At 43.4% G+C, this 26,556-nt stretch carries 21 protein-coding genes; 12 read left to right on the top strand and 9 right to left on the bottom strand.

Features of this window, described 5'->3' with window-relative positions; translation table 11 throughout:
* Positions 1 to 611 precede the first annotated feature (611 nt).
* The 3 genes from DI53_RS07235 to DI53_RS07225 all read left to right on the top strand — a co-directional run bounded on the left by DI53_RS07235 (position 612) and on the right by DI53_RS07225 (position 3,661).
* On the top strand, positions 612 to 1,199 hold the full coding sequence (locus DI53_RS07235; RefSeq protein ID WP_037497188.1) for an LOG family protein: 588 nt from the start codon (positions 612 to 614) through the stop codon (positions 1,197 to 1,199).
* Positions 1,200 to 1,365: 166 nt separating this feature from the next.
* Positions 1,366 to 2,190: an SMP-30/gluconolactonase/LRE family protein gene (locus DI53_RS07230; protein WP_241462391.1), complete on the top strand. Its 825-nt coding sequence runs from the start codon at positions 1,366 to 1,368 to the stop codon at positions 2,188 to 2,190.
* A 166-nt stretch (positions 2,191 to 2,356) separates the two neighbouring features.
* Positions 2,357 to 3,661, top strand: a complete 1,305-nt coding sequence (locus tag DI53_RS07225) for a UDP-N-acetylmuramoyl-tripeptide--D-alanyl-D-alanine ligase (protein ID WP_037497186.1) — start codon at positions 2,357 to 2,359, stop codon at positions 3,659 to 3,661.
* Between the two features lie 120 nt (positions 3,662 to 3,781).
* On the opposite strand, the gene DI53_RS07220 is transcribed toward DI53_RS07225, so the two are convergent.
* From DI53_RS07220 to xseA, 5 genes are all read right to left on the bottom strand, one after another.
* Positions 3,782 to 4,231, bottom strand: coding sequence for an RrF2 family transcriptional regulator (locus DI53_RS07220; protein WP_037497185.1), 450 nt, complete (start codon positions 4,229 to 4,231; stop codon positions 3,782 to 3,784).
* Positions 4,232 to 4,294: 63 nt separating this feature from the next.
* The gene (pafA, locus tag DI53_RS07215; RefSeq protein ID WP_037497183.1) at positions 4,295 to 5,935 is read right to left on the bottom strand and encodes an alkaline phosphatase PafA; all 1,641 of its coding nucleotides are present in this window, start codon (positions 5,933 to 5,935) and stop codon (positions 4,295 to 4,297) included.
* Between the two features lie 24 nt (positions 5,936 to 5,959).
* The gene (uvrA, locus tag DI53_RS07210) at positions 5,960 to 8,758 is read right to left on the bottom strand and encodes an excinuclease ABC subunit UvrA (protein ID WP_037497181.1); all 2,799 of its coding nucleotides are present in this window, start codon (positions 8,756 to 8,758) and stop codon (positions 5,960 to 5,962) included.
* A gap of 166 nt (positions 8,759 to 8,924) precedes the next feature.
* On the bottom strand, positions 8,925 to 9,161 hold the full coding sequence (xseB, locus tag DI53_RS07205) for an exodeoxyribonuclease VII small subunit (protein WP_037497179.1): 237 nt from the start codon (positions 9,159 to 9,161) through the stop codon (positions 8,925 to 8,927).
* A gap of 13 nt (positions 9,162 to 9,174) precedes the next feature.
* The gene (gene xseA, locus DI53_RS07200; RefSeq protein WP_037497177.1) at positions 9,175 to 10,425 is read right to left on the bottom strand and encodes an exodeoxyribonuclease VII large subunit; all 1,251 of its coding nucleotides are present in this window, start codon (positions 10,423 to 10,425) and stop codon (positions 9,175 to 9,177) included.
* 193 nt (positions 10,426 to 10,618) lie between these two features.
* Between xseA and DI53_RS07195 the strand changes: the two genes are divergently transcribed.
* Positions 10,619 to 12,355, top strand: a complete 1,737-nt coding sequence (locus tag DI53_RS07195) for a serine hydrolase domain-containing protein (RefSeq protein ID WP_037497175.1) — start codon at positions 10,619 to 10,621, stop codon at positions 12,353 to 12,355.
* 79 nt (positions 12,356 to 12,434) lie between these two features.
* A complete protein-coding gene (locus DI53_RS07190; protein ID WP_037497174.1) occupies positions 12,435 to 13,592 on the top strand; it encodes a dipeptidase in 1,158 nt (385 codons plus the stop codon).
* Positions 13,593 to 13,603: 11 nt separating this feature from the next.
* On the opposite strand, the gene radA is transcribed toward DI53_RS07190, so the two are convergent.
* Positions 13,604 to 14,989: a DNA repair protein RadA gene (radA, locus tag DI53_RS07185; RefSeq protein WP_037497173.1), complete on the bottom strand. Its 1,386-nt coding sequence runs from the start codon at positions 14,987 to 14,989 to the stop codon at positions 13,604 to 13,606.
* A gap of 93 nt (positions 14,990 to 15,082) precedes the next feature.
* On the opposite strand from radA, the gene DI53_RS07180 reads away from it, so the two are divergent.
* Positions 15,083 to 15,589: an RNA polymerase sigma factor gene (locus DI53_RS07180; RefSeq protein ID WP_037497172.1), complete on the top strand. Its 507-nt coding sequence runs from the start codon at positions 15,083 to 15,085 to the stop codon at positions 15,587 to 15,589.
* The gene (locus DI53_RS07175) at positions 15,589 to 16,203 is read left to right on the top strand and encodes a hypothetical protein (protein WP_037497171.1); all 615 of its coding nucleotides are present in this window, start codon (positions 15,589 to 15,591) and stop codon (positions 16,201 to 16,203) included. Before DI53_RS07180 ends, DI53_RS07175 begins: the two co-directional genes overlap by 1 nt.
* Before the next feature lie 46 nt (positions 16,204 to 16,249).
* On the opposite strand, the gene DI53_RS07170 is transcribed toward DI53_RS07175, so the two are convergent.
* Positions 16,250 to 16,918, bottom strand: a complete 669-nt coding sequence (locus DI53_RS07170) for a peroxiredoxin family protein (protein WP_037497169.1) — start codon at positions 16,916 to 16,918, stop codon at positions 16,250 to 16,252.
* Positions 16,919 to 16,995: 77 nt separating this feature from the next.
* Here DI53_RS07170 and DI53_RS07165 point away from each other — a divergent pair, with 77 nt between their 5' ends.
* Positions 16,996 to 18,162 (top strand): methionine aminotransferase, encoded by a 1,167-nt coding sequence (locus DI53_RS07165; protein ID WP_037497168.1) that lies wholly within the window; start codon positions 16,996 to 16,998, stop codon positions 18,160 to 18,162.
* A 121-nt stretch (positions 18,163 to 18,283) separates the two neighbouring features.
* Complete coding sequence (gene nagB / locus DI53_RS07160) at positions 18,284 to 20,206, top strand: glucosamine-6-phosphate deaminase (protein ID WP_037497167.1); 1,923 nt, start codon at positions 18,284 to 18,286, stop codon at positions 20,204 to 20,206.
* Positions 20,207 to 20,323: 117 nt separating this feature from the next.
* On the opposite strand, the gene DI53_RS07155 is transcribed toward nagB, so the two are convergent.
* On the bottom strand, positions 20,324 to 21,256 hold the full coding sequence (locus DI53_RS07155) for a helix-turn-helix transcriptional regulator (RefSeq protein ID WP_037497166.1): 933 nt from the start codon (positions 21,254 to 21,256) through the stop codon (positions 20,324 to 20,326).
* An 87-nt stretch (positions 21,257 to 21,343) separates the two neighbouring features.
* Between DI53_RS07155 and DI53_RS07150 the strand changes: the two genes are divergently transcribed.
* A complete protein-coding gene (locus tag DI53_RS07150; protein ID WP_037497165.1) occupies positions 21,344 to 23,800 on the top strand; it encodes a TonB-dependent receptor in 2,457 nt (818 codons plus the stop codon).
* 1 nt (position 23,801) lies between these two features.
* Positions 23,802 to 25,214, top strand: coding sequence for a hypothetical protein (locus tag DI53_RS07145; RefSeq protein ID WP_037497164.1), 1,413 nt, complete (start codon positions 23,802 to 23,804; stop codon positions 25,212 to 25,214).
* A 220-nt stretch (positions 25,215 to 25,434) separates the two neighbouring features.
* Here the strand turns inward: DI53_RS07145 and DI53_RS07140 are convergent, their stop codons facing one another.
* Positions 25,435 to 25,782, bottom strand: coding sequence for a phage holin family protein (locus tag DI53_RS07140; RefSeq protein ID WP_037497162.1), 348 nt, complete (start codon positions 25,780 to 25,782; stop codon positions 25,435 to 25,437).
* Positions 25,783 to 26,052: 270 nt separating this feature from the next.
* Between DI53_RS07140 and DI53_RS07135 the strand changes: the two genes are divergently transcribed.
* Positions 26,053 to 26,466 (top strand): DUF2147 domain-containing protein, encoded by a 414-nt coding sequence (locus DI53_RS07135; RefSeq protein WP_037497160.1) that lies wholly within the window; start codon positions 26,053 to 26,055, stop codon positions 26,464 to 26,466.
* Positions 26,467 to 26,556 lie beyond the last annotated feature (90 nt).

Below are 26,556 nucleotides of genomic sequence, written 5' to 3'. Positions count from 1 at the left end.
AATTGTCGCATCAGTTTTGTTGCGTCTGTAGTTATTTGCCTTTGCACTATCCAATAAGGATGCAACAAAAATAAGCGACCGGGTTTTGGTTCCTTTTGCCCTACAAAAGGAACGCCCTGTCCTGGCTAAGGACGCAAGGGGTGTGCGTTGGGGATTGGTATTGAGTATTGTGTATCGCGTAGTGCGAGAAGTTTAAGTTTCCCATACTTTATCGCTTCTTCCCATTATTAAGCGAAATGTCGCCTCAAAAGCGATTAGTACAGTGTATTGCGTAGAGCGTAGTGAGAAATTAGAAAAGATACTACAATGCACCGTCCTTAATTAAACGAATTGTCGCATCAGTTTTGTTGCGTCTGTAGTTATTTGCCTTTGCACTGTCCAAAAAGGATGCAACAAAAATAAGCGACGGGGTTTTGGTTCCTTTTGCCCTACAAAAGGAACGCCCTGTCCTGGCTAAGGACGCAAGGGGTGTGCGTTGGACAATCCGTTTAGAAACTACATTAACCTACAAAGTATTTGCTTTGCCGCGGCATGCGGCGGAAGGGTTTAGCGTAGGACAATCCGTTTAGAAACCATACCGCCATCTTACTTTTTTCCTTATACTTGTATGTATGAAACTGAAAAGTATAGTTGTTTTCTGTGCGTCGAGTTATGGCAATACGACGGTATATAGGGAACAAGCAGCGCATGTAGGTAAAGTATTTGCAGAGCGCGGTATCCAGCTTGTTTACGGCGGTGGGAAAGTGGGATTAATGGGTACGGTAGCAAATGCTGCGCTGGATGCTGGAGGGAGCGTTATCGGCGTGATTCCTCACTTCTTGAATTCTAAAGAAAGAGAGCACACGGGTGTTACGAAATTAATTACCGTAGAAACTATGCATGATCGAAAAAGAATTATGAACGAGCATGCGGATGGTGTCATCGCGCTACCTGGCGGCTTCGGTACGTTGGAAGAGCTTTTCGAAATGATTACTTGGGCGCAGCTCGGCCTTCATAAAAAACCTGTTGGCCTACTGAATACAAATGGTTTCTATACGAATCTTATTAAATTTATTGACCATATGGTTGATGAGGGCCTGTTGAGGACAGAGAATCGGGCGATGCTATTGGTGGGGGAAACCATCGAAGAATTATTAGGAAAAATGGAGAGCCATGAGCCGCCAACAGTAACAAAGTGGATTGAAAAGGATGAAATATAAACATTTGTTGTCGTCACTTGTTTATAACAACGTGTTTACTGTTGTGTATAAACCAAGATCGCTTGGTTATCTTAACTAGTAAGACTAACGTAGGAACCATCCCGATTTCTCTGACCGGTATGAGGGCTGAGGAAGCGGAAGGTTTTATATCTTAAAAGAACAATTTATGACCATGAAAAAACTACTCTTTTTAGCCTTGGGTGCATGCCTGTCTACGACGGTATTTGGACAACATCAACTAATGGAAATTTGGGAAACGAAAGACCTACCGACACCGGAATCAGTTCTTTATTCTGCGAAAAATGATTTACTGTATGTTTCGCTAATCGATGGCGATGCGATGGGTAAAGATGGTAAAGGTGGCGTAGCCATATTAAACCTTGATGGCACCATTAAGCAGAAGGACTGGATCACGGAAATGGATGCGCCGAAAGGTTTGGCACTTTATCAGGATTTGCTGTACGTTGCAGACATTACATCTGTTTGGATTATTGATGTGGTGACAGGAAATGTGGTGAGTAAGGTAGAGTTTCCAGGAGCAGTCATGCTGAACGATGTGACCATTGATGATAATGGGATTGTCTACGTGTCTGACACACGGTCTGGAAAAATATATCAAATGCGAAATAATAAACCGCAAGTTTACCTAGAAAACACACCATCAGTAAACGGTCTTAAATATTCGAACGGCCATCTGTATGCGCTGGTAGGGCCAGAACTTTGGAGAATTGATGCGAACAAAAAGCACAGCATCGTGGCAAAGGGTTTTGAACTTGGCGGTGATGGACTAGAGCCGATTGGCAACAACGAATTTATAGTAACCTGCTGGGGTGGATTAATCTATCATGTGAAGGCTGATGGTTCGTTTGATAAACTGCTGGATGTTCGTGGAAAGATGAATACGGCAGATTTGGGCTACCATTCACAAACCAATACCCTTTTCATTCCTACATTTAACAACAATAGCGTAAAAGCATACAGATTACAATAACAACCTCATTGGAATAGTGCGCGCCATACCCTCAATTATTTTGTGGTATGGCGCGCTTCTATTTTACAAACGCGCTATGGTAATGATAGCGTAGTAAAGATAGCCAATGCAATATTTTGTCTATTTTTATTTAGCCGTTGATTACCTTTGCTATAAAATAAAAACGATGACTATAGAACAGCTGTATTCGCGATACAAAGAACTGCCGTTAATTTCTACCGATACGCGCAACATCATACCGGGCTGTATATTTTTCGCCTTAAAAGGGGAGAAATTTAATGCAAACGCCTTCGCGGGGGAAGCGCTAGAGCGAGGAGCGCGTTTGGTCGTTGTCGATGAAGCACAGTATGTGGCAGACGAACGCTGTATTTTGGTTTCTGACGTACTTTCGGCGTTGCAGGATCTGGCACGATATCATCGCACACAGTTGAACATCCCCATTATCGGGATTACCGGTACCAATGGCAAGACCACAACGAAGGAATTGCTGCACGCCGTTCTGTCGCAACGTTATAAAACCTTCGCCACCAAAGGTAATTTGAACAACCATATTGGCGTGCCTTTAAGTATGCTTGCTGTAGATGAAAGTACGGAAGTTGCAGTTATTGAGATGGGCGCTAATCACCAACGAGAAATTGCTTTTCTATGCGACATTGCAGCTCCTACACACGGCCTTATCACCAATGTGGGAAAAGCCCATCTCGAAGGATTTGGATCTTTCGAGGGCGTAAAAAAAGCGAAAGGCGAACTGTATGATTACCTGAAGGCACACAAGGGAATCTTGTTTCTTCAAGGCGATAATCCGCATTTGCAGGAGATGGAGCATGCACGCCACGTGGAGCAGGTTGTTCGCTATGGCTTTTCAGGAGATAATGATATTGTTGGTCAATTGGTTAATGCCAATCCTTTTCTGACAATTACATGGCGTCTGACAGCAGAAAAAGAATCCATCCATACCGTATCAACCCAGTTGACAGGGTCTTACAACGCCGAAAATATCTTGGCTGCGGCGGCAGTAGGGAATTTTTTAGGGTTATCTGCCTCCGAGATTAATCGAGGTCTTCAGGAATACACACCTACCAACAATAGATCGCAGGTAGTAAAAACCGCCACAAATACGGTTATCGCCGACTATTATAATGCTAATGCGAGCAGTATGGCCGCCGCCTTGGATAATATTGCGTTTATTGATGCAAACCAAAAGACGATCATTCTGGGCGATATGTTTGAAATGGGGGATGAAAGCTCCGTGGAACACCAAAAGCTAGTAGAAAAAACAGCAGGCATTTCAGCTGCGCGAAAGATTTTTGTTGGACGCGCTTTCTACGCACATCAACATACAGACGCAGAATTTTATGAAACTACGGACGAAGCGAAGAAAGCGTTACAAGCTCATCCGATAACAGGTAGTACCATTCTCTTAAAAGCATCTCGCGGGATGGCTTTTGAGCGTTTAATGGAAATGTTGTAGAACGCGAATAAAAAGAGAAGCCATCCTAATAAAAGTAGTGAGAACTTTCTTTCAGGATGGCTTCTAAAATATATCGCTTTTTGTACGAAGCTTTTCCGTTGCTTGTGCGATCTAGTTTACTTAAGACTCCGGATCAATATCGAAAGAAAGCTGTTTCTCTTTGTTGATCAGTTGGGCTACGCTAGTGTCGTTTAATATTTGGAGCATGGCGTTACGCACCTCCACAAATGTATCACGGATGCCGCATGCATGCTCTTCAACGCATTCTTCACAAGACCGATAAAAGTTTAGGCTCACGCAAGGCAGTAAAGCGATAGGGCCGTCGATAAGTCGCATCACCTGCGATAAGAAAATATCTTCCGGCGCTTTGTTCAAGCTGTATCCACCACCCGCACCTTTTTTTGAATATAAAATGCCGGCATTACGCATTTCCAATAAAATCTGCTCTAAGAACTTTTTTGGAATACGCTCTTCCTCTGCAATTTTGATGATTTGCATCGGCTCTTTTCCATAATTTCGTCCCAGAACCATTAGCGCCTTAATGGCGTATTTTGTTTTCTTAGAAAGCATATGTATACCTTTAATCAATAACTATCGTAGCCCAAAGGTACGGAAATTAGTTCGCTCCTGAAACTACTGCCCCAAGACCTCTACGATCGGTTTTCCGATATTGCCATTGGGTTCCATAATGTGCAGCAAAGAAGAAATTGTAGGTGCAATATCCACAATATGAACCTCTTTATTACTTACCCCCGGCTTAATACCCCAACCCATAAACACTAACGGAATGTGTGAGTCATATGCCGTCCAGACGCCATGTGTGGTGCCTGTTCCGCGTGGCGATCCTGAATACCACTGTGGTTCAGCGATGATTTGGATAACACCACTATTTTTGCGGTTGTATCCGTTGATAATCTTCTCCCGGATTGGCGCAGGCACAAACATATTCTCACCACTCTCCATATCCACTACGTAAGCAATACCATCTTCTTTTTTGAGGGTCTTGATGATATTCGCTTTTACCCGCTGTTCATCAAGCTTCAACGAATCAATAATGGGATAATTAAGATGCACTTGGTAGTTCGTTAAGCTACGTACCAACTTATCGCTTCCAAATTCGCTGGCCAACGCTTCATTAAGGTTTCTTCGTATTTGCCTATCAAATAAATAGCCACCGTTTCCTTTCTGATCCGTGAAATACATGGGGTTATACGAAGCCGCATGGTCAGCCGTTAGAAACAGGGTGTAATTATCTTTTCCTACAGTTCTGTCAAGGTAGGCTAGGAATTCTGCAATATCCTGGTCCAAACGAAGGTACGTATCCTCAATTTCTACAGCCGATAGCGAGTATCGATGGCCAACGTAATCTGTCGCAGAAAGGCTCACACAAAGAAAATCGGTCGCGTTCGTCGGATTGTTGCCAAGCTGCTCATTCGCAATAGCGGCCTTTGCGAAATCCAATGTAAACGTATTTCCTTGCGGCGTTGTCTTAATCAGTTCATAGCCCGCATCTTTCATTAATAACGATGTCTTCCGCGGGAATGTAGGCGATTCCTCACCTGCCCATTTGCCCTCATAAGGATTATTATCAGCAATGCTATTTTTCGAATACGTTTCGATAGGATATAGTGTATTCCAATCTTGTTTTAGATATTTTTCAGGTAATTTTTGGTTGTTAAACTTTGTAACCCAGGAAGGAAGTTCCTTCATATAGAAGGTGCTGCTGATCCAATCTCCGGATTTACTTTCAAACCAATAGGCAGCATCGGCGAAATGACCGGCAGGAAGAATGCCGCCACGGTCTTTGATAGCAACACCTACCACTTTAGACTGGAAGTTTGTTGCCAGCTTCAGTTGGTCAGTAACGGTAGACGCCAACAAGTTACGCGGCGATTGCTGCCCTTCTTTTTCCGCTGTGCCCACACCCTGCACGTTGTCGTCTTGCGTACAATACATCGACTGACCAGTAGCTTGGATAATCCAGTCATTGCCGGCAATTCCATGAATCGAAGGAACAGACCCTGTATAGACAGAGCTATGCCCAATAGCGGTATACGTCGGTATATAGTTAATGATAGTGTTTTCGCAAGAGAAGCCTTCGTTTAACAATCGTTTGAAACCTTTATCTCCATAGCGATCAGCGAAACGATAAAGATAGTCCCACCGCATTTGATCGACCATGAGGCCAACTACTAATTTTGGTCGTGCAGGTTGAGCGAAAGTCGGTAAAGCTAGTGCTGCGCTCAATAAACCTGTAAAAAATGATTTCCACATACACATGATTTTGAGAAAGAAAGGCTAAAGTAGGTGATTTTTTAGAAACATCCCAGTATAAGATTCGTTACATGCTGCTAAGCCCTCAGGGGTACCTTCAAACACCACTTTTCCTCCTTTATTCCCTCCTTCAGGACCAATGTCGATAACCCAATCTGCCGTTTTGATCATTTCCATATTGTGCTCGATAACGAGGATGCTGTTGCCCAATTCAATTAAAGCGTCGAAAGCTTTGATCAATTTTTGAATATCGTGAAAATGAAGCCCGGTAGTGGGTTCGTCAAAAATAAAAAGTGTCTTTTTGCTGTTGTTACCTTTTATAAGAAACGATGCTAATTTGATGCGCTGCGCCTCGCCTCCGGATAACGTGCTAGAAGCCTGTCCTAGCTTTATGTAGCCCAACCCTACGTCTTGCAGGGGTTGTATCTTGGCCAGAATTTTTGGCTGGTCATTAAAAAAATCAATCGCTTCGTCAACGCTCAGGTCAAGTACATCAGAAACAGACTTTTCCTTGTATAATACGTCGAGTACGTGTTGCTTAAATCGTTTCCCGCCACAAGCCTCGCAGGGTAGAACAATATCTGCCATGAACTGCATTTCGATTTTTACTTCACCATCGCCTTGGCAAACATCACAGCGCCCCCCCTCTACGTTGAACGAGAAGGCGGCCGGCTTCAATCCTGTTGCTTTTGAAGCAGGTAAAGCGGCATATAACGCCCGTACCTCATCCCAACCTTTTACATAAGTCACAGGATTAGAACGCGAGGAACGACCGATAGGATTCTGATCAATCATTTCTATTTGCTCAACACGCTCAATATCGCCCTCGAGCGCATCAAAGATACCTGTTTGTTCACCGGAATAATTGCCAATAGCTTTCTGTAGTGCAGGATAAAGAATTCGTTTCACTAGGGAAGTCTTACCAGAGCCTGAAACACCCGTAACCACAGTAAAAATGTTTAGAGGAAAGGCAGCATCAATACCCTGGAGATTATTCTCCCGAGCTCCTTTGACGACAATACTATCGGTCCATTTCCGCCGCTTCTTAGGCGTCACGATGGTTAACTCACCGTTCAGATAACGGCCCGTCAAGCTTTTCTTATCCTTCAGAATCTCCGCATAGGTACCAGCGAAAATAAGTTCTCCACCGTTGATGCCCGCCTCAGGGCCGATGTCGACGAGGTAATCTGCTGCCTCCATCATTTCCTGCTCGTGCTCTACCACGATGACGGTATTCCCTACATCACGAAGAGATTTAAGAACGCCGATCAACCGTTGTGTGTCGCGAGGGTGAAGTCCGATGCTGGGTTCATCCAACACATAGATAGAGCCAACCAAAGAGCTGCCTAAAGAAGTAGCGAGATTGATACGCTGAGATTCACCACCGGAAAGGCTATTGCTCAGGCGGTTTAACGTCAAATAACTTAAACCAACATCGCATAAAAATTGGAGCCGGTTTATAATTTCGGCAAGAAGCCGCTTCGCTATAGTTTGCTCATTTTTCGTTAAGGACAGTTCATTGAAAAACTTCAATGCTTCGTCCAACGGTAACAAGACAATGTCCGTAATAGATTTATCGGCAATTTTCACGTAGGTAGCATCTTTCCGCAGTCGAGAGCCCTTACAATCTGGACAGTCCGTCTTTCCGCGATAGCGGGATAGCATCACCCTGTATTGTATCTTATACGTTTGTGACTCCAGTTCCTCAAAAAACTGGTTGAGGCCAGAAAAATATTTATTACCTGTCCAGATCAACTCTTGCTGTGCTTTTGTGAGGTCAGCATATGACCTGTGAATAGGGAAATCAAATTTCAATGCGTTGCGCACCATACGGCTCAGCCACTCTCCCATCTTTTCACCCCGCCACGGTGCAATTGCACCATCATACACTGATTTGCTTTTATCTGGAATAACAAGGTCCGCATCAATGCCAATCACCTTGCCATAACCTTCACAACGTTTACATGCACCGTAAGGATTGTTGAAGCTGAAAAAATTTGGTGTGGGCTCCTCGAAGGTGATACCATCCAATTCAAAACGATCTGAATAGTGTTTCTTCGTGCCATCAATATCGATGTAACATTCGCCCTTACCTTCAAAAAAAGCAGTCTGTATAGAGTCTGCAATACGACTGAAGGTGTCTTCTTGCTTATCCAAGCGCACGCGATCCACAACGATCTGCAGCTCATCAGGCTTGAAATCTCTATTCTTTACCGATGCATCATCGATTACGCTTTCTATTTTCTGTATTTTATCCTCGAAAAGAATACGTACAAAGCCTTTTTGTAATAGCAGCGACAGCTCTTCTTTAAGCTTCCTTTTGTTAACGGGATATAAAGTAGCGAATATGGTAATGGTGGTGTCTTCGGGCACAGCCATCAATTCATCAATTATAGATGAAACCGTATCCTTCGTTACGACATTTCCCGATACCGGAGAAATAGTTTTACCTATACGCGCATAAAGCAGCTTTAGGTAGTCGTAAATCTCCGTTGATGTGCCCACGGTAGAACGTGGGTTGGAAGTGATTACGCGCTGCTCTATGGCAATAGCCGGGGCGATCCCTTTGATGTAATCCACCTCGGGTTTGTTCATTCGGCCCATGAACTGCCGCGCGTAGGACGACAAACTCTCTACATACCGACGCTGACCTTCCGCATAAAGCGTGTCAAAAGCCAACGACGATTTACCAGATCCTGACATCCCGGTAATAACAATGAGCTTATTCTTAGGAATATCAACATCGATATTTTTTAGATTGTTTACTCGTGCTCCCTTAATTTGGATATATGATTTGGCGTTTTGCTCCGATTTGTTTGACATAGGTTGCAAAGGTAACGAATTTCTAAGATTTTCGTTCTTTTAGGATAGGTTCCAGCACGCATAATACGCTTTTTGTGGCGTTCAGGTGATAATAGTAAGTTGAATAAAATCAGGAACTTGATAGCTAATCTTGAGCAGCGATAATGTCATGGCTTTTAAAGTATCCCTATTCTTCTTCGTCCACCTGTTTGGGCTCTCCTTCGTCTGCTTGGTGCAGCTTAATCAAGAGTTTTTCCACTTCTGCTTCAGAAGATGTAAGCTTTGCCCTGCATACGGCAATGAGTGACGCGGCACGCTGTATCTTGGCCGTGAGATCATCAACATTTATTTGCCCAGACTCAATATCTGCAACGATAGATTGCAGTTCCTGGAAAGCTCCTTCATACGTATATTCTGTATCCATGACGATATGGGTTTTATTTTAAGACGCTACTACTTAACTTCCCTTCAAAAAGTGTTGTTTCTAATACCTGTCCAGCGCTGACAGAGGCTTCGCTGCTGATGGCACGGCCGTTGACACGCGTTATGCTAAATCCTCGTTTCAAGAGCTCCTTCGGGTCTGCAAGCCGCAATAGGCGATCAACATTGTTGATTTCGGTAGCCCGATCTTTGAACAGTTGTTTCGTATATAATTGCAATTGTAGCTGTAGGCTACGTAATTCATTTCCTTGATTACTCAGTACCGCTTTACTACTCCAGGAAATAGCCCGAGAGAAAGCGTGTAAATGCTGCTCTTCCAGCAAGAATCGTGCTTTAGTAGCTTCAACAATACGGCGCAGCGACTCGTCAACAGGGATGGCGAATTGATGAAATTTCTGTATGAGGAAGTCGGCAAGCTCGCTAGGCGTTATCGCATTCTTATATGCCACCATTTCACTTACCGTCTCATTCGTAGAATGGCCGATGCCCGTGATCACCGGAATAGGAAACATCGCGATGGCTTTGGATAGTAGGTAGTTGTTGTAGGACGAAAGCCCGACCTCACCGCCGCCGCCCCGGATGATTGCTACAGCATCAAAATCGCTTAGCCGCTCGGCAATAATTGCCAACTGTCTGATAATTGATGGAATAGACTTATCACCTTGTAGTAAGGCAGGAAATAAGCTATACTCAAATCGATAGCCCCAAGGGTTTCCTCGTATGATCTTAAAAAAGTCAGACAGCCCTTTACTGGTCTCCACAGAAATAATGGCTAGTCGTTTCGCAATCATCGGAAATACTAATCGCTTATTGGCATCAAACAGGCCCTCCTCTTGAAGCTTACGGATGCTTTCCCGCTTTTCCTTTTCCAACTCACCCAATACAAAAGTCGGATCGATATCAATAATTTTCAGACTAAAACCATATAGAGGATCGTAGGCTATCGCTGCTTGAAACAAGATCGTGATGCCTTCCCGTAAAGGCTCGCCCAACACCTTCATAAAAAGTTGGTTGATGCGTTGGAAATCGGCTTTCCACAATGTAGATCGCATCTCGGCAACAATCTTTCCATCCTTCTTCTCGACCAGTTCGGGATAACAATGGCCGGAATGGGTGTAATGGTTCAGCTTATTCATCTCTGCCTTGATCCAATACAGGCTTTTGTATCGATCGGCAATAGTTTTTTGAACGCTTCGCGATACTTCCAATAAAGAGAATATGGTTTTGCTGTCTACGACTTCCGGCATAAACCAAACATAAAAAAAATTGGGCTTAAATACAATATCCTAACCTTAGCGTTTAGTTGAACAAGCGGCTGTGTTGCGAACTAATCAAGCGCGACTGAAGACTAACATTTGGAATTGTTCCCGCCTGCTATGCCTATTTCTGCGTTTTATTTCTAAATTTACGTAGCAATACTACTTTTTAATCAGCCCTAACATGAATACTAAATGTTTTATTATCGCGCTAATGACTATTGCAAGTGCGTTATCCCATGTCCCTCAAGTCCAGGCACAGTATAAACAGACCATCGTTAACGAAGCCACATTACTAAATAACGCACAAAACCTGATCCCGTTTAAAAATTTAGATCAGCTTAAAATTGCTGTCGTTACACCCTTCCCCAATAAATATAAAGCTTTCATCGATAGGATGGGGCGGTATGCGGAGGTGGCTAGCTTTGATTTCAATCAATATGATGAGCAAACAAAGTATTTCAATACGATAATTGTGGCAGGCACTGATGAAGATCTTCGGAACGACGTTCTGTTGAAAGCGACACAATCCTTGGTGAATAAAAAGAATGTTATTGTCGTTCGCTTTGGTCGCGACACCGGGCAGTCGTCTTGGACGCAGGTAAGCTCATCAAATCAGGGCGTAGTATTGCGTTATCCAAGCTTTAACCAGTCTGCACAGCAAAACGCAGCCATGTCTATCTTCGGCGGCTTGGCCATCACAGCAGGAGATCATAAAACGGAACAAACGCGATTACAATATACGCAAGGGGAAGGCTCCGGACTGCATATCAAACGCATGACAAGTAAGATTGATGCAATAGCAAGGGAGGCTATCCAGCAACGTGCCACGCCCGGGTTAGTGGTCATGGCAATAAAAAACGGACAGGTAATTTTCGAAAAGGCCTATGGTTCCCATACTTACGACAATGAGCGAGATACAAAGGTTACGGACATTTTTGATTTAGCGTCTGTCAGTAAAATCGCCGGAACCACCCCGGTCATTATGCATTTACAAGAGCGCCGGTTGATCAATCTCGATAGCACGATGGGCTATTACCTATGGCAAGCCAAAGAGGGTAACAAAAAAAACATCCCCCTACGGTCGGTTCTGCTTCACGAAGCCGGATTTACGCCTTTCATTCCGTTTTACAAGAATCTTAAAAAAGGCGATTTACTACGTACAGAAGATGCTCGCCATCAAGTTAAAGTAGCGGATAGTGCCTACTTGCTCAACAACTATTACCGTGATGTGATGTGGCCGCAAATGTTGCAGTCTGCCGTAAAACCTATAGGAAATTATGTATATAGCGACATCAGTATGTATGTGATGAAAGAGGTTGCTGAACATCTAACGGCGACGCCCATGAGTGCGTATATACAGCAGTTGCTCTACAGACCTATTGGCATGAAAACGGCGGGGTACAATCCGCGGGAACGTTTTGCTAAAAACAGTATTGTTCCCACGGAGAACGACACCTCCTTTCGAAAGGTTTTGCTACAGGGCTACGTGCACGATCAGGGGGCAGCAATGGCAGGCGGCGTTGCTGGCCATGCCGGGCTGTTTTCATCAGCAAATGATTTAGCCATTTATGGTCAGCTGTTGCTCAATCGTGGACAGTATGGCGGTGTGCGCTTTTTCAAACCCGAAACCGTGGATTTGTTTACCTCGAAACAATCGCTTACAAGCCGCCGCGGGCTGGGCTTCGATCGCTATGACCCCGATGTTAGAAAGGGATATCCATCCAAACTCGCGAACTCTTCGGTGTTTGGACATACAGGCTACACGGGAACTTGTATTTGGATAGATCCCCAAAACCAACTGGTCTACATATTTTTGTCAAACCGTGTGCATCCGCAGGTCAGCGACAAGCTACTCAATCTGAACATCCGAAGCCGTATTCAGGATGCAATCTATGAAACAATAAACGAGGCGAAATAGGAGTCAGGAATGCAGCCTACCGCGCAGCGGTAGCTAATCCTAGACTTAGAAGTACTGTTCTAAAAAGATATTTAATACCATGCAGAAAACGATAATCATGATGGTTTTAGCAATATGCTCAAGACTGTCGGTATTGGCACAAGACTACGCGGCATTTCACAAAAGCTTAATTGTTGTCGATGGGCACAATGATGTTATTTACGAATCTTTACTGAAAGGCCGCGATATCGGCAAGCAGCTCGCGGTCGGTCATACCGACATTCCACGACTGCAAAAAGGAGGTGTCGATGTTCAGGTTTTTGCCGTATGGTCTGATGATAAAAAATTCGGTAAGGGGCAGGCTTTTAAACACGCCAATGCACAGATCGACGCACTAGAAAAAATGGTGAAAGCCAATGCCTCAGCGATTGCAATCGCTAAAAGTAGCGCCGACATAGCATCTATATTGAAAACAGGCAAAATTGCCGCACTGATTGGAATCGAGGGCGGCAATATGATTGAAGGAAGTATAGCAAACCTCGAAGCACTTTACGATAGAGGCGCGCGCTACCTCACGTTGACCTGGAATTACAACCTTTCCTGGGCAACCGCAGCAGCCATAGAATCCAAAACGACCGGCGATCAAGGCAAAGGGCTTTCTGCAGAGGGCAAAGCCATCATCAAGCGAATGAATCAATTAGGGATGATGGTCGACCTATCGCACGTGGGGGAGAAAACGTTTTATGATGTGCTGGCAATAACGAGCAAGCCCGTGTTGGTGTCCCATAGCAATGCCTATAGTCTGATGCCTCACTACCGCAACCTGAAAGATGCACAGTTGGAAGCTTTAAAGAAAAATGGAGCCGTAGTCGGCGTAAACTTTTATTCGGGCTTTTTGGATCCTAATTTTTCAGCGCGTGCTAAAAAATTGTATAAGCAGCATTTCGGGGATAAGGGTAACTACAGTCTATCTGCGACGCGACAGTACGAAAAGCTACCGCGCGCCATACAACGTAAGGCTGACGCGCCGTTAAGTCTGTTGCTGGATCATATCGACTACCTTGTGAAAAAGTTGGGTATAGATCATGTTGCAGTAGGCTCTGATTTTGATGGCATTGAATCAGCACCGCAAGGCTTAGATGATGTTTCTAAATTCCCGGTACTTACCGACGCACTGCTAAAGCGCGGATATAAGAAAGAAGATATAGCCAAAATCATGGGGCTTAATTTCTTGCGCATTCTCAAGGAAAACGAATAATGGCGATTCCATTATCCGAACAATGCCCTAAAAAGATCCTCTAACGTCGCCATCGGACGGATAGCAATATTATATTTTTTTGCGTCAAGCCCTTTTGTATTGTATTTCGATATAAAGATGCCTTCAAAACCCAGCTTTTCGGCCTCAGCAATGCGCTGCTCAATCCTGTTTACCGCGCGTATTTCCCCAGATAGGCCGACTTCACCGGCGAAGGTCAACTGAGATGATAAGGGAATGTCTTGCTGGGAAGAAATTAATGCCGCAATAACGGCCAGATCGATAGCAGGATCCTCCACACGAAGACCGCCCGCAATATTCAGAAATACGTCTTGTGCACTTAACCGAAAGCCGAAGCGCTTTTCTAACACGGCGAGTAGCATGCTGAGTCGTTTCGTATCGAAGCCTGTAGACGTACGCTGTGGCGTGCCAAAGGCGGAATTGCTTACCAAGGCTTGCACCTCAATCATGATCGGGCGCACGCCTTCCAGCATAGCCGCAATCGCGACCCCGCCCACAGGTTCCTCACGCTGGGACAGCATAATTTCGGAAGGATTGGATACCTCGCGCAAACCGGAGCCTTGCATTTCATAGATGCCCAACTCCGACGACGAACCGAAACGATTCTTTACTGATCTTAAGATTCGGTAAACGTGATGCCGGTCACCTTCAAACTGCAACACCGTATCCACCATATGCTCCAGTACCTTTGGCCCAGCAATAGAGCCATCTTTTGTAATATGGCCCACGATAAATACAGGCGTGCTCGTCTCCTTGGCAAAACGCAGCAATTCTGCCGTACATTCACGAACTTGAGATACCGATCCCGGTGCCGACTCAATTTGTGAGGAATGCAAGGTTTGTATAGAGTCTATCACCACAATATCCGGCTGTACGACTTCTATTTGTTTAAAAATATTCTGCGTAGAAGTTTCTGTTAATATATAACAATTGGCAGTGGAGTTTTGAACAAGACGCTCCGCCCGCATCTTGATTTGCTGTTCGCTTTCTTCACCGGAGATATATAATGTTTTTACCGCCGGAATGCTTAATGCTAATTGCAGCATCAGCGTCGATTTACCAATGCCCGGCTCTCCGCCAATAAGTACCAGCGATCCCGGGACAATACCCCCGCCCAGTACGCGGTTAAACTCCCGGTCGGGACTGGCCAAGCGCTGCTCATCTTGGTAGACAATTTCGTTAATCACGGCAGCCTTGTTGGTGCGGCGCGTAGACGCCGGAGCCGTCGTGCTGCGCCATTCAGGAACCTTAGAACTTGTCTTCTCTACCACTTCCTCCACAAAAGAGTTCCATTGCTTGCACGATGGACACTGACCCAACCATTTTGCTGACTCGTAACCACATTGCTGACAGAAGTATGTCGATTTTGCTTTAGCCATTCTACGAAATTAGCAAATTCAGCGGATATTATTTTTTCAAATATTCTCTGCCAATTGTAACAACTAGTCCTTACCTTCGACATATAGCCTTATATGATTAATAATCTGGAAACGGAATTTGTCGACCTGCTGGAGGAATACCAAAATATCCTCCATAAAATCTGTAAGCTATATGCAGAGGATTTAGAGGCGCACAAAGATTTGTTTCAAGAAATGGTCATTCAGTTGTGGCACTCTTACCCAAAGTTTAAAGGGGAATCTAAATTTTCGACATGGGCATATCGTGTCTCTCTAAACACCGCAATTTCTTTATACAGAACAAAAAAGCGACGTATCGCAACCGTAGAGCTCGACCATACGCTGCAAAATATTCGCTATGAAGAATATAATGATGAGCAAGAAGAACAGCTCCGGTTTTTATACACGGCAGTGAGGACACTGAACGATATTGAAAAAGCCTTGGTTTACATGTACCTGGAAGATAAGGATTATTCGGAAATAGCCGAAACCCTCGGGATCAGCGAAGTGAATGCCCGCGTAAAAATGAATCGTATCAAAACGAAATTAAAAAGTATGTTAAATCAGCAAGGAGGTATATAATGGATGGTTTGGATTTACTGAAGCAGCATTGGAATAAGGACAATAATTTTCCTAAAGTGGATAAAGAGCAGATCAAAAGCATGCTTTACAAAAGCTCATCCTCTATCGTGAAATGGATATTTATAATTAGTGTTATCGAGCTTGCGCTAGGTATTGTTTGGGGCTTTGTCTTGCCTACCGAAGATCGTGTGCATACATCGTTTTACGACATTATCTATATCGTATTTTCCGTCGTCTTTTACGTCGTGATAGGCTATTTCATCTATAATTTCTTTGCGAGCTACCGGAATATTAAAAACACCACAAATACAAAAATCTTGTTGGAAACGATACTGAACACAAGGAAGCACGTCAATCACTACATCCAGTTCAACATATATTCCATCATATTTATGTTTGCATTTGTCACCATCGATATAATGATGACCGATCTAGTCGATAAATCTCCCGGGAACATAGTCTTTAAGGTAATTTTTATGGTCTTATTTATATCGTTGTTTTGCTGGCTGTTTATTCTCATCGTCAAAGTGTACTATAAGATATTGTATAGACGGCTGGTAAGGAAATTAGATAAAAATTACGAGGAGCTGGTTAGGATAGAGGAAGAGTCATAAGAAAGTACCGCATGCATGCAAATATAGACATGCACGCGGAAAATTTTTATTTTAGTAATTCCCGAAGTTTCGCATTCAAATCTTCGCCGTGAAGGTTGCGCGCGACAATAATACCTTCCGGATCTACGAGGATATTTTGAGGGATAGAACGCACTCCATACAACGTCCCCGCTGCATTTTGCCAAGATTGTAAATCCGAAATATGTTTCCAGGTGAGGTTGTCATTTTTAATAGCCTTCACCCAGTCTTCGAGTTTTCGGTCAAAAGAAACGCCTAAGATCTCGAAGTTTTTATCTTTAAATTCAGCATAAGTCTTTACCAAGTTTGGATTTTCTTTTCTACAGTCAGGACACCATGCCGCCCAAAAATCGATCAAGACATATTTCCCGCGTAAGTCTGTTAACGAAAAAGGTTCACCTTCCGGTGTGAGTTGCGTTATGCCGGGCGCTTTTTTGCCAACGGAAGTGCTTTCAAGCCGTTTGAGATAGTAATCGAAGGCCTTTCCCTCTTTTGATTTTTTAACAGATTTATCCAGGCCATTAAAAAGACTTCGCAGTTCTTTATATTCCGGATAGTATCCGCCGACACGTTGGATAGTTTTTAGGGTTTCAATATTTTTAGGGTTTGCCTTTACTTGCGTGATGAGCTGCTCTTTCGTTTGCGCAAATAGCAAGAAAGGCAAAGCGAAAAGGGCGATAAAAATTATTTTTTTCATGAAATCTCGTTATTTTATTCGTTCGTGGTATCAAATATAAATAATCTATTATTTTAGTGGAGTAACTCTTTACTAAAATGACAAAATCGTTTCAATACCCTCCAATACATTCGAAACTGCCCAACACAATGGTCAGCATATTTTCGCAGATGTCAGCCTTAGCAGAAAAATACCAAGCACTTAATTTGTCTCAAGGATTTCCAAACTATCCTGTCTCTCCAGAATTGATTGCATTGGTGAACGCCTATATGGAAAAGGGATACAACCAGTATGCGCCCATGGCTGGAATGATGCCCCTAAGGGAACGCATTGCGCAAAAGATCGAGGCAATGTATGGGTTGGATGTTCACCCCGAAAGTGAAATTACAATTACCGCCGGTGCTACCCAAGGCATTTTCACGACTATCGCCGCGCTGATCCGCCCCGGTGATGAAGTAATTATTTTCGAACCAGCCTATGATTCCTATCGCCCAAGTGTCGAGCTGTTCGGCGGTAAGGTTATCCCGATCCGTTTGCTGGCTCCAGATTTTAACATTGACTGGGCATACGTACGGTCCGCCATGACGGAAAAAACAAGATTGATCATCATCAACAACCCTAATAACCCATCCACGAAAATGTTGTGTAGGGAAGACCTACTCCAACTGGAATTGTTATTGAAAGATAGCGATGCTTTCCTGCTGAGTGATGAGGTGTATGAGCATATTGTGTTTGATGACCGTGTGCATGAAACCGTTCTTTCCTATCCACGGCTCCGCGAGCGAAGCTATGTAGTGGCATCCTTTGGTAAGCTCTTACATACCACCGGTTGGAAGCTCGGCTATGTCATAGCGCCGCCGATATTGACCGGTGAATTTAGAAAAGTGCATCAGTTTAATGTATTTAGTGCCAATACGCCCATGCAGTTAGCTATTGCAGATTACTTAAAGGATAGCAATAGTTATCTTGAACTAGCGGCGTTTTTTCAGGAAAAGAGAGATTTTTTAACAAGTGGTTTGCAAGGCTCTCGGTTGGAAGTGGTCGACAGCGAATCAACTTACTTTCTGCTCGTTAACTACAGTGCCGTTAGTAATCTTTCCGAACTGGATTTCGCGAAACACCTTACTGAACATTATGCCGTTGCGACAATTCCTGTATCGACGTTTTACAGCGCGCCATGTGAGCAAAACCTGCTCCGAATATGCTTTGCAAAAGACCATATCACACTCGCCAAAGCAGTAGATTTGCTCCATAAGATAGTCTAACAATCGATTGCAATGCGGTTCCTGCATTTTTTTGCAGGATTTCGCCTGATTTTTAGTTTTTGAATCATTTTATTTTTTAAATTTGTTATTCAGGTTGTTAACAATATAATTCTCCTTATTAATGGCAAGATTAAATTTATTAGAGGAAACACGCTTTGAGCGCGTACCGGTAAAAGTGTACCCAAGTCAAAGCGAGGCCTCTGTGGATGTTGCGAATCGAATAGCGGCAATTATCACAGAAAAACAAAAGAAAGGTGAGAAGGCGGTATTGGGTTTAGCGACGGGGGCTACTCCCGTTCAGGTGTACAAAGAATTGGTTCGTTTACACAAGGAAGAGGGGCTTAGCTTTACCAACGTGGTCACGTTCAATCTGGACGAATACTACCCAATGAAGCCGGATGCTGATCAAAGTTATGTGACCTTTATGAACAAAAACCTGTTCGACCACATTGATATTCCTAAAGAAAACATCAATATTCCGGACGGTACCTTGCCACAGGATGAAATTCAGGCTTTCTGTGAAGCTTATGAGCATAAAATATCTGAATTGGGAGGTTTGGATATTCAAATATTGGGGATCGGACGGACAGGCCACATCGGCTTCAATGAACCGGGATCTGCTCCCAATTCGGGAACACGACTGGTTATCTTGGACGACCTGACACGTCGGGATGCTTCACGCGACTTCGGTGGTAAAGAAAACGTACCAACAAAGGCAATAACAATGGGCGTCGGAACGATCTTCAAAGCAAAGGAGATTATCTTGATGGCTTGGAACGAGAAAAAGGCCGATATCGTGAAGAAAGCGATAGAAGGCGAAATCTCAGCCGATATCCCTGCTACCTTCTTGCAACTTTCAGACAAAGTAGAGTTTGTTTTGGACAAGGATGCTGCTTCCCAACTAACTCGTTTCTATTTGCCATGGTTAGCCCATGAAGTAGTTTGGACAGACTCCGTAATTAAAAAGGCCGTTGTTTGGTTGTCCTTGAAACTGAATAAAGCGATATTGAAGCTTACAGATGAAGACTACAACAATAACGGTATGGCGCAGTTGGTAACTGAGCAAGGTCCAGCATATAATATAAACATTAAAATTTTCAACGAGCTACAGCGCACGATTACAGGTTGGCCAGGTGGAAAGCCTGGTGTGGATGATTCCAGCAGACCGGAGCGCGCCGAGCCCGCACGTAAAAATGTTATCTTGTTCTCGCCGCATCCGGATGATGATGTGATTTCCATGGGAGGTACTTTTATCCGTTTGGCAGATCAAGGACACAATGTGCACGTAGCCTATCAAACATCCGGTAACACGGCCGTGTGGGACGATGACGTTCTGCGATATCTGGAATTTGTTCAAGACTTCGCCGTTGCGGTAGATGACGACAATGGGGTCACGACAAAAATTTATAAGGAAGCGCGCGAATTCTTCAAAACAAAACAGCCCAATCAAGTTGATCCAGAGATTATCAGGACGATCAAAGCATTGATCCGTAAGGGAGAAGCCATTGCCGGCGCGCGCTTTGTAGGCTTACCTGATGAAAATATCCACTTTCAGGATCTGCCATTCTACGATCGGGGAAAATTTTCAAAAGAAGTGTCCAACGAAGATGATATCGTGCAAACCATGGAGCTTTTACGCCAAGTAAAGCCTCACCAAGTATTTGCAGCAGGCGATTTTGCGGATCCGCATGGTACACATAAAGTCTGTTTCGATATACTGTTTGAAGCACTTAAACGCTTATCGAAAACGGACGAGTGGACCAAAGATTGTTGGCTATGGTTGTATCGCGGTGCTTGGCACGAATACCCTATCCACGAGATCGAAATGGCGGTACCCCTGTCTCCACTCGAAGTTAAACGGAAACGTTTGGCAATCTTCAAACACCAGTCGCAGAAAGATGTCCCTGTTTTCCCGGGTGATGATCCACGCGAATTTTGGGTACGTGCGGAAGATCGCACCAGTGAAACTGCGGAACTTTATCATAAATTGGGCTTAGCAGATTACGAAGCTATTGAAGCCTTCGTACGCTGGAAATTTGATTAACAGCAGCCTGATATTTTAAAAGCTCGCTTTCGGCGGGCTTTTTTTTCTGTTTTAAACATACTTTATTTTAGGTAGTTTGTGCTAGAAATGATCGCACGAATGACGCACAAGAAATCTTTAACAATAGCTGAGGATGCTGCTCGATTCGACAAGGACAAGCAGCTCGACTTCTACAAATTCGATAAGACTACTTGGCCATACCATTAAGATGTACCTCAAGGCGGTCGGGAGAATGCCGAAAAACTTTTTAAAACTCATGCTAAAGTGCGTGGCGTGTTTGTATCCAGTCATACGCGCGATATCGGCTATACGATAGTCTCCACTCATAATCAATTTCTTGGCATACAACATTTTAGCCTCCAATGTATAATGCATAATAGTTTTGCCTAAATGTTGTTTGAAATACTTCTTCAAATACTGCTCATTTGTGCCCACTGCTTTTGCTAATTCACTAATCGTAAAACTTTTGGCAAGGTCTTTTTCTATAAGCTGTTGCGCTTGGATGATCTTCTCCAAAAGGTTTGTCTGTATCGTTGAGGTATAGCTGTGCTGCAAACTCTCCAGTTGTAACGCCAGTGCATCCAGTAAAAGGCTCTGGATTCGGATGTTTTTAGCGATGTTTTCGGTAAAGTGTAGATCTAGAACCCGTGCCTTAAGCAAATTCAGCCGACTATTGTCTGCTATGCGACACATGACATCTGCTTGAACAGCCCACTCTGGAAGCGAGTTTTGCGGTATAAATACAATGATGATTTGCCGCCTTCCTGGTAGATTTTTTATACGCAAGCGTTGTGATTCGCTAATCCGTTGAAGCACGTTTTGATCGCTCTCTATAGCGTAACTATCTGAGTCGATGTGGTAGGATAATGTAGTTTTTTGCTCGCCGCAAAGAATATTGAGGAAACCATGTGCTGGAAAAACGATGCTGAGCTGTTCTTGTGCCTGAAGTACCACATACTGTAGCCTTGTTTGTAGCTCGCTAAATGCGAGAGTCTGAAGCTCACAAGCATATTTTTCGGAATCTACATGTTTATTTTCCAATCCTGTCATCTCGCTATTTAGATTAATTCTATTTTTGCAACGGTTAATTTAGACTTGTTCTAAAGATCGCCCAATATACTGTATTAATCTCGAATAATGAAAAAAATATTTTTATCATTTCTTCTTACAATAATATTTTTTACCGCATTTTCTCAAGTATCGCAGCTCCATGGCTATATAAAAACGAAAGAGGGCAAGGCAGTAAGCGAGGCGTCTATAAAGCTCATCGGGAGCACGATTGCTACGATGACAAATGCCGAAGGAAGGTACGAACTTCGGGGGGTTCCCTATGGAAAGCAGCTTTTTGAAGTTAGCTCCGTTGAGGTGGAAAAGGAACAGTTTGCCACAACCATTAATCAACCCAATCAACGCTTTGATATTTCCGTGAATGATAAGGGCGTAGTGGGTATTGAAGAAGTGACCGTTAGCCGCAATACAGAAAAGCGAGATATGGAGGTGGGTGGATTTGCGGTAGCCGTTGTTGAAACGAAAGAGGCATCGCTAAGGAATTTAACGACCAATGAGTTATTGGATCGTACGGTGGGCGTTCGTGTAAGACAAAATGGCGGCGAGGGTTCGCCGATTGATTATAACTTAAATGGGATGTCTGGAAGTACGATCGGTCTTTTTTTGGATGGAATAGAGATTTCAACATACGGCTCGTCTTTTAATCTAAACAATATCCCTCCTGCCATGATCGAACGTATAGAGGTGTACAAAGGTGTGCTTCCCGCGCACTTGAGTGGTAACTATATCGGTGGAGCCATCAACGTCATCATGAAGAAAGATGCTTCCGCAAATAATATTACCGCATCTGTTTCCTATGGATCTTTTAACACCTATCGAGCTGATGTGGGCGGCTTGTACCGTAACCAAAAGAATGGATTTACGGCACGGGTATCAGGTTTTTTCAGTCATTCAGATAATGACTACGAAATGTGGGGCAAGTTCTCAAAGTATACCCTACCTGGCCAACGCTTGCAACGTTATTACAGGACAAAACGAGCGAACGACAAATTCGAAACCATAGGGGGACGATTTGAATTCGGTTTCACTGACGTAAAATGGGCTGATCAGTTTTTTATAGGTTATAATATTTCTGATACGTATAAAGAAGTTCCACACGGAATCACTATGACGAAGCCTTATTTTGGTCGTTTTAATGAGTATCAGGCGCATGTGCTTAGTTTGAACTATATTAAAAAAGATCTTTTCCTGCCCGGTTTAGGATTGAATGTAAATGCGGTGCATAGTATGCGCTCTACCTACCTGCAAGATACCGTCAGCCAGCCTTATAACTGGGATGGCACCGTGATAATGGCCCCGCCAAACCAAGATGGAGTTTCAAGACCATTTCCGCATGTGCCAGGGCGAGGTCAACAAGGGGAAGCAGTCATTACTGATATCGATCGGACGATATCAAACATCCGGTCTAATTTGTCTTATGATATAACAAAAGGTCATCGGGTATCATTCAACCACAAGTTTGAAAACTCCAAACGTGATGACCGCGACCTGCTGAATCCAGAACGTAGCCGTTGGATCACGAATAACGAGATCATGACAAATATTTTTGCGCTTAACTATGAGTCGGAATGGTTTGATGGGAGATTACGCTCCAATCTCTTTGGAAAGCATTCGGTTGTGAAAACCATTCAACTGGCCCCGCAGAGCGAGGTTAACGGAGTCATCGACTATGCGAGAAATACCAGCACTAGAGATAATCAAGGTTTCGGTGGGGCGCTTTCCTATCAGTTTATTCGAGATGGTTTTTTATTGGTATCAGCAGAGAAAGCTTTTGTTATGCCAACGGACCGACACGTATTTGGGGAGCCAGAGATCAATTTACTGCCAAACCCTGATATCTTGCCGGAGGTATCCATAAATTATAACCTTGGGGCGCGATATCAGTTTAGCACGAATGAACGCCATAGGGTATCCCTCTATGGAAATGCATTCTGGAGAAACGGTCGGGATAAAATTATTCAACAAACGCGGACAGATCCTGTCATTGAAGGTCGTGAAAACCAAGTTGAGGATATTCAAGTAACGCAGTTTGTCAATTTGGCACGCACCCAATCGATAGGGTTTGAGGCCGAGATCAATTACGTATTTGATAATCGCTTAAATGCTGTGGTTAACTTTTCAAAATTCAACTCGCTGTTTAAGGTAGAAACTGATGAGCGCGGAAACCCTCATAGCCTGTACGATTTGCAAGTGCCCAACGAGCCGTTCTTTACGGTAAACGGAAATCTACAGTATCGTTTTGATAACGTCTTCCAAAAGAAATCAATTTTAAACATGTATTACAACACCGGATACGTAGCCCCATTTAGTACAATCTGGATAGAATCGGAATGGTTTACGACCCCCGCACAATTTTCACATGATTTTGGCGTAAGCTATGGTTTTCCTAATCGAAGGCTTATCGTGAGCTTGGATGGCAAGAATCTATTCAATGCGGAGGTTTACGATAATTTTGGCGTTCAAAAACCAGGTCGAGCTTTTTATATCAAATTAAATTACACAATTAATAATTTTAATAAATCATAATATGAGAACTAGTTTGTTTAAAACACTAACGTTTGGCTCTGCGGTCGCGGTAGCTACTTTAGCAGGTTGTAAAAAAGATAATGCCCCTGCGGGGAGCCAGCCTTCTGGGCCAGATGCATGGGAAAGAAGTTTAATAACGCTTACTGCAGCTTTTCCTGATGCGGAAAATACTGCCGGTAATGGCGGTACTATGGCTTATTCTATCTCATTAGATCAGGCCAAAGACCCAAATTTCGAAGTAAATGTTTTCACTAGTGGTTACGGTCTGCGCTCGCAGCGTACTGCACGCGTGCAAGGTTCCGCAAACGGAAATTTTTTGTACAATATCCAATATACGGGTAATGATGGTGGGATATTTAATAAATACAGAGTGAATGGTGGGAAAGATTTTGTTGATACAGGGGAAGAGGTAAATACAGAACCAATTCTTGGTACTGCTCCACGTTGGGTAGTTGCTGCTGAAGGCGTTGGGATCGGCGTTTATGCGTCTGCAGTGATAACCGGATCTGCAGCTGGCGCAAATGCTGACTTCGTCGATGTAAAAAGTACTGCAGAAATAGCTGTTTTGGATCTGGATGATCCGCAGATAACGCGCCAAACAGAGTTCGTTATTCCTTTCACAGCTGAACAAACAAAAGCGGGTTACCAGATTGGTCGTATTGATGTGCCGATTATCAATGCCGCAAAAACCAAAGTCTTCATTGGTTGTAACTTGACTAGAACAGATGTAACCAAAAAATCAACCGTCAATAACAGCGGAAATCAAACATGGAGTAGCGGTGTAAGAGAGTTAGGTACAGCGACTTTGGTTGTTGATTACCCTTCATTAGCCAATCCTAAACTTATCTATGCGGATCCTGCGATCAGCAAAACAAACAACCACTCTTACCGGACGATGACGCAGTACGTAGGGACAGACGGTAACGTGTACCAAGCTACAGCAACATCGGGTTCGCAAATTTTACGTATCAACGGATCTACAAATGAGTATGACAATAGCTACAATTTCGACTTGAAAACAGCTTTGGGTGCATCAAACAATGTGTCGATAAGAGCATGGAGATACATCAGAGATGGTGTCGCTGTTGTGTTATACACAGAGGCAAATGTAGATGGTGGTTTTATTGCTTTGGTAGATCTTACAGCAAGAACAGCTACGAAATTGCAAACAGAAAATCAGACCGATATTGGGTTCTCAGGTCGCTCTGCAAATAATGCACAAGGCATTGCGGCTATCACGGGTACTTTTGGTCAATATCAAAATATTGGTGTAGCTGGTGACTATGCTTACGTGCCGATGACACCAAACGGTGTAGACGGAAATCTTTACCTTATCAACTGGAAGACCAAACAGATCACGAAAGGTGCTAGGTTGAAAAATCAGTCAGGTAGCTTCTATTTAGGAGCATACTAATAACTACGGTCTATAACACATATAAAATAGGTAGGGCGAAAAAGCCTTACCTATTTTTTCTTTCTACCAACTCCGTTCGTTATCGGAGCTTGATTATTACCGCATCATCATTTAAAGCGTCCCGACTTTTTAAAGTAGACCAATTAATCGTTATGTACAAAATGCTTACTATTCGGCATGCCACTATGAATGTTAGCACCTTGCCTAATAGTCATTGATATCACTCTTTGGTTCCTGCAAGCCTTCCCAAAAACATCTCAATAACCGCTACGACGATAGCAAAAAGCGCGGCAGTCCAAAAACCGTCTACGTCGAATTTGCTACCCATCACACTATCACTAAGCATTATCATTAACACCGTAATAATAAACGATACGAGACCGAACGTTAACCAGTTTAAGGGAAAAGTAAATAGCCGTAGAATTCCACCGACAACAGCGTTAACTAAACCAATCACCAAGCCAGTGATAATTGCCCAGCCAAACCCGTCAACATGCGCCCCAGGTACGATAAAAGATGCGACGGCAATCACTAAGCCGGTTAGCAATAGACTGATAATAAATCTCATAAGTTACGTATTATACTATAAAACAATAAAAGGGTATAGTCAAAAAAAATGCCAAAAGGCATGATTATAACAGAATCATCGAAATCGGACGTCGTGATTCCAAATGTATCAGGAACGAAAGCAAAAAAAACTTTTTTTGAGCCGAATACTATGCTTGCATATGAATAATGCGTATCTTTAACCTAAGATTATAAACAGTTATCTGGGGTAAGTTTTCTAAGTCCAAACAAGGATGACGCTTATCCTGCTCACTCATTACACGATAAACATATGAAAAAGGTTGTATTAACTATTGTTTCTGTATTTTTTGCAGTACTTCTTTTTGCGCAGGCAAATGATCCCATCGTAGGCAAATGGCAAAATCCCAGTGGCGAAGGCAAGATAGAAATTTACAAAAAAAGCGATAAATATTACGGGAAGCTTTACTGGATAAAGGATGCAAATAAGAAAGATGCAAAGAACCCGGATGAGAAATTAAGATCCCGAAAAATACAGGGGCTGGAAATTTTAACAAATTTCACGAAAGATGGAGACACCTATTCCGGTGGTCAGATTTACGATCCGAAATCGGGAAAGACGTATAGCTGCAAGATGACGCTGAAAGGCAAGGATAAGCTCGATATCCGTGGATACATGGGCGTATCGTTGCTCGGTCGCACCGAAACCTGGAAAAGAATCGACTAATGTACAAGACTGCGGCGCGCAGGCTGCGGTCTTATCTTTTTCAGATTCGCTTTCTGTTTTTAACTTTTTCCCGTATTTTGGTGGAAATAA

This window comes from Sphingobacterium deserti (genome assembly GCF_000757725.1).
Classification (GTDB): Bacteria; Bacteroidota; Bacteroidia; order Sphingobacteriales; family Sphingobacteriaceae; genus Sphingobacterium; species Sphingobacterium deserti.
The sequence above is the reverse complement of the archived record's forward strand: the minus strand, read 5'-3'. Positions and strand labels throughout refer to the sequence as shown.

Excerpts from the sequence above, each read along its gene's own strand:
- DI53_RS07235 (WP_037497188.1), top strand. The coding sequence starts at position 612 with ATGAAACTGAAAAGTATAGTTGTTTTCTGTGCGTCGAGTTATGGCAAT.
- DI53_RS07230 (WP_241462391.1), top strand. The coding sequence starts at position 1,366 with ATGACCATGAAAAAACTACTCTTTTTAGCCTTGGGTGCATGCCTGTCT.
- DI53_RS07225 (WP_037497186.1), top strand. The coding sequence starts at position 2,357 with ATGACTATAGAACAGCTGTATTCGCGATACAAAGAACTGCCGTTAATT.
- DI53_RS07220 (WP_037497185.1), bottom strand. The coding sequence starts at position 4,231 with ATGCTTTCTAAGAAAACAAAATACGCCATTAAGGCGCTAATGGTTCTG.
- pafA (WP_037497183.1), bottom strand. The coding sequence starts at position 5,935 with ATGTGGAAATCATTTTTTACAGGTTTATTGAGCGCAGCACTAGCTTTA.
- uvrA (WP_037497181.1), bottom strand. The coding sequence starts at position 8,758 with ATGTCAAACAAATCGGAGCAAAACGCCAAATCATATATCCAAATTAAG.
- xseB (WP_037497179.1), bottom strand. The coding sequence starts at position 9,161 with ATGGATACAGAATATACGTATGAAGGAGCTTTCCAGGAACTGCAATCT.
- xseA (WP_037497177.1), bottom strand. The coding sequence starts at position 10,425 with ATGCCGGAAGTCGTAGACAGCAAAACCATATTCTCTTTATTGGAAGTA.
- DI53_RS07195 (WP_037497175.1), top strand. The coding sequence starts at position 10,619 with ATGAATACTAAATGTTTTATTATCGCGCTAATGACTATTGCAAGTGCG.
- DI53_RS07190 (WP_037497174.1), top strand. The coding sequence starts at position 12,435 with ATGCAGAAAACGATAATCATGATGGTTTTAGCAATATGCTCAAGACTG.
- radA (WP_037497173.1), bottom strand. The coding sequence starts at position 14,989 with ATGGCTAAAGCAAAATCGACATACTTCTGTCAGCAATGTGGTTACGAG.
- DI53_RS07180 (WP_037497172.1), top strand. The coding sequence starts at position 15,083 with ATGATTAATAATCTGGAAACGGAATTTGTCGACCTGCTGGAGGAATAC.
- DI53_RS07175 (WP_037497171.1), top strand. The coding sequence starts at position 15,589 with ATGGATGGTTTGGATTTACTGAAGCAGCATTGGAATAAGGACAATAAT.
- DI53_RS07170 (WP_037497169.1), bottom strand. The coding sequence starts at position 16,918 with ATGAAAAAAATAATTTTTATCGCCCTTTTCGCTTTGCCTTTCTTGCTA.
- DI53_RS07165 (WP_037497168.1), top strand. The coding sequence starts at position 16,996 with ATGACAAAATCGTTTCAATACCCTCCAATACATTCGAAACTGCCCAAC.
- nagB (WP_037497167.1), top strand. The coding sequence starts at position 18,284 with ATGGCAAGATTAAATTTATTAGAGGAAACACGCTTTGAGCGCGTACCG.
- DI53_RS07155 (WP_037497166.1), bottom strand. The coding sequence starts at position 21,256 with ATGACAGGATTGGAAAATAAACATGTAGATTCCGAAAAATATGCTTGT.
- DI53_RS07150 (WP_037497165.1), top strand. The coding sequence starts at position 21,344 with ATGAAAAAAATATTTTTATCATTTCTTCTTACAATAATATTTTTTACC.
- DI53_RS07145 (WP_037497164.1), top strand. The coding sequence starts at position 23,802 with ATGAGAACTAGTTTGTTTAAAACACTAACGTTTGGCTCTGCGGTCGCG.
- DI53_RS07140 (WP_037497162.1), bottom strand. The coding sequence starts at position 25,782 with ATGAGATTTATTATCAGTCTATTGCTAACCGGCTTAGTGATTGCCGTC.
- DI53_RS07135 (WP_037497160.1), top strand. The coding sequence starts at position 26,053 with ATGAAAAAGGTTGTATTAACTATTGTTTCTGTATTTTTTGCAGTACTT.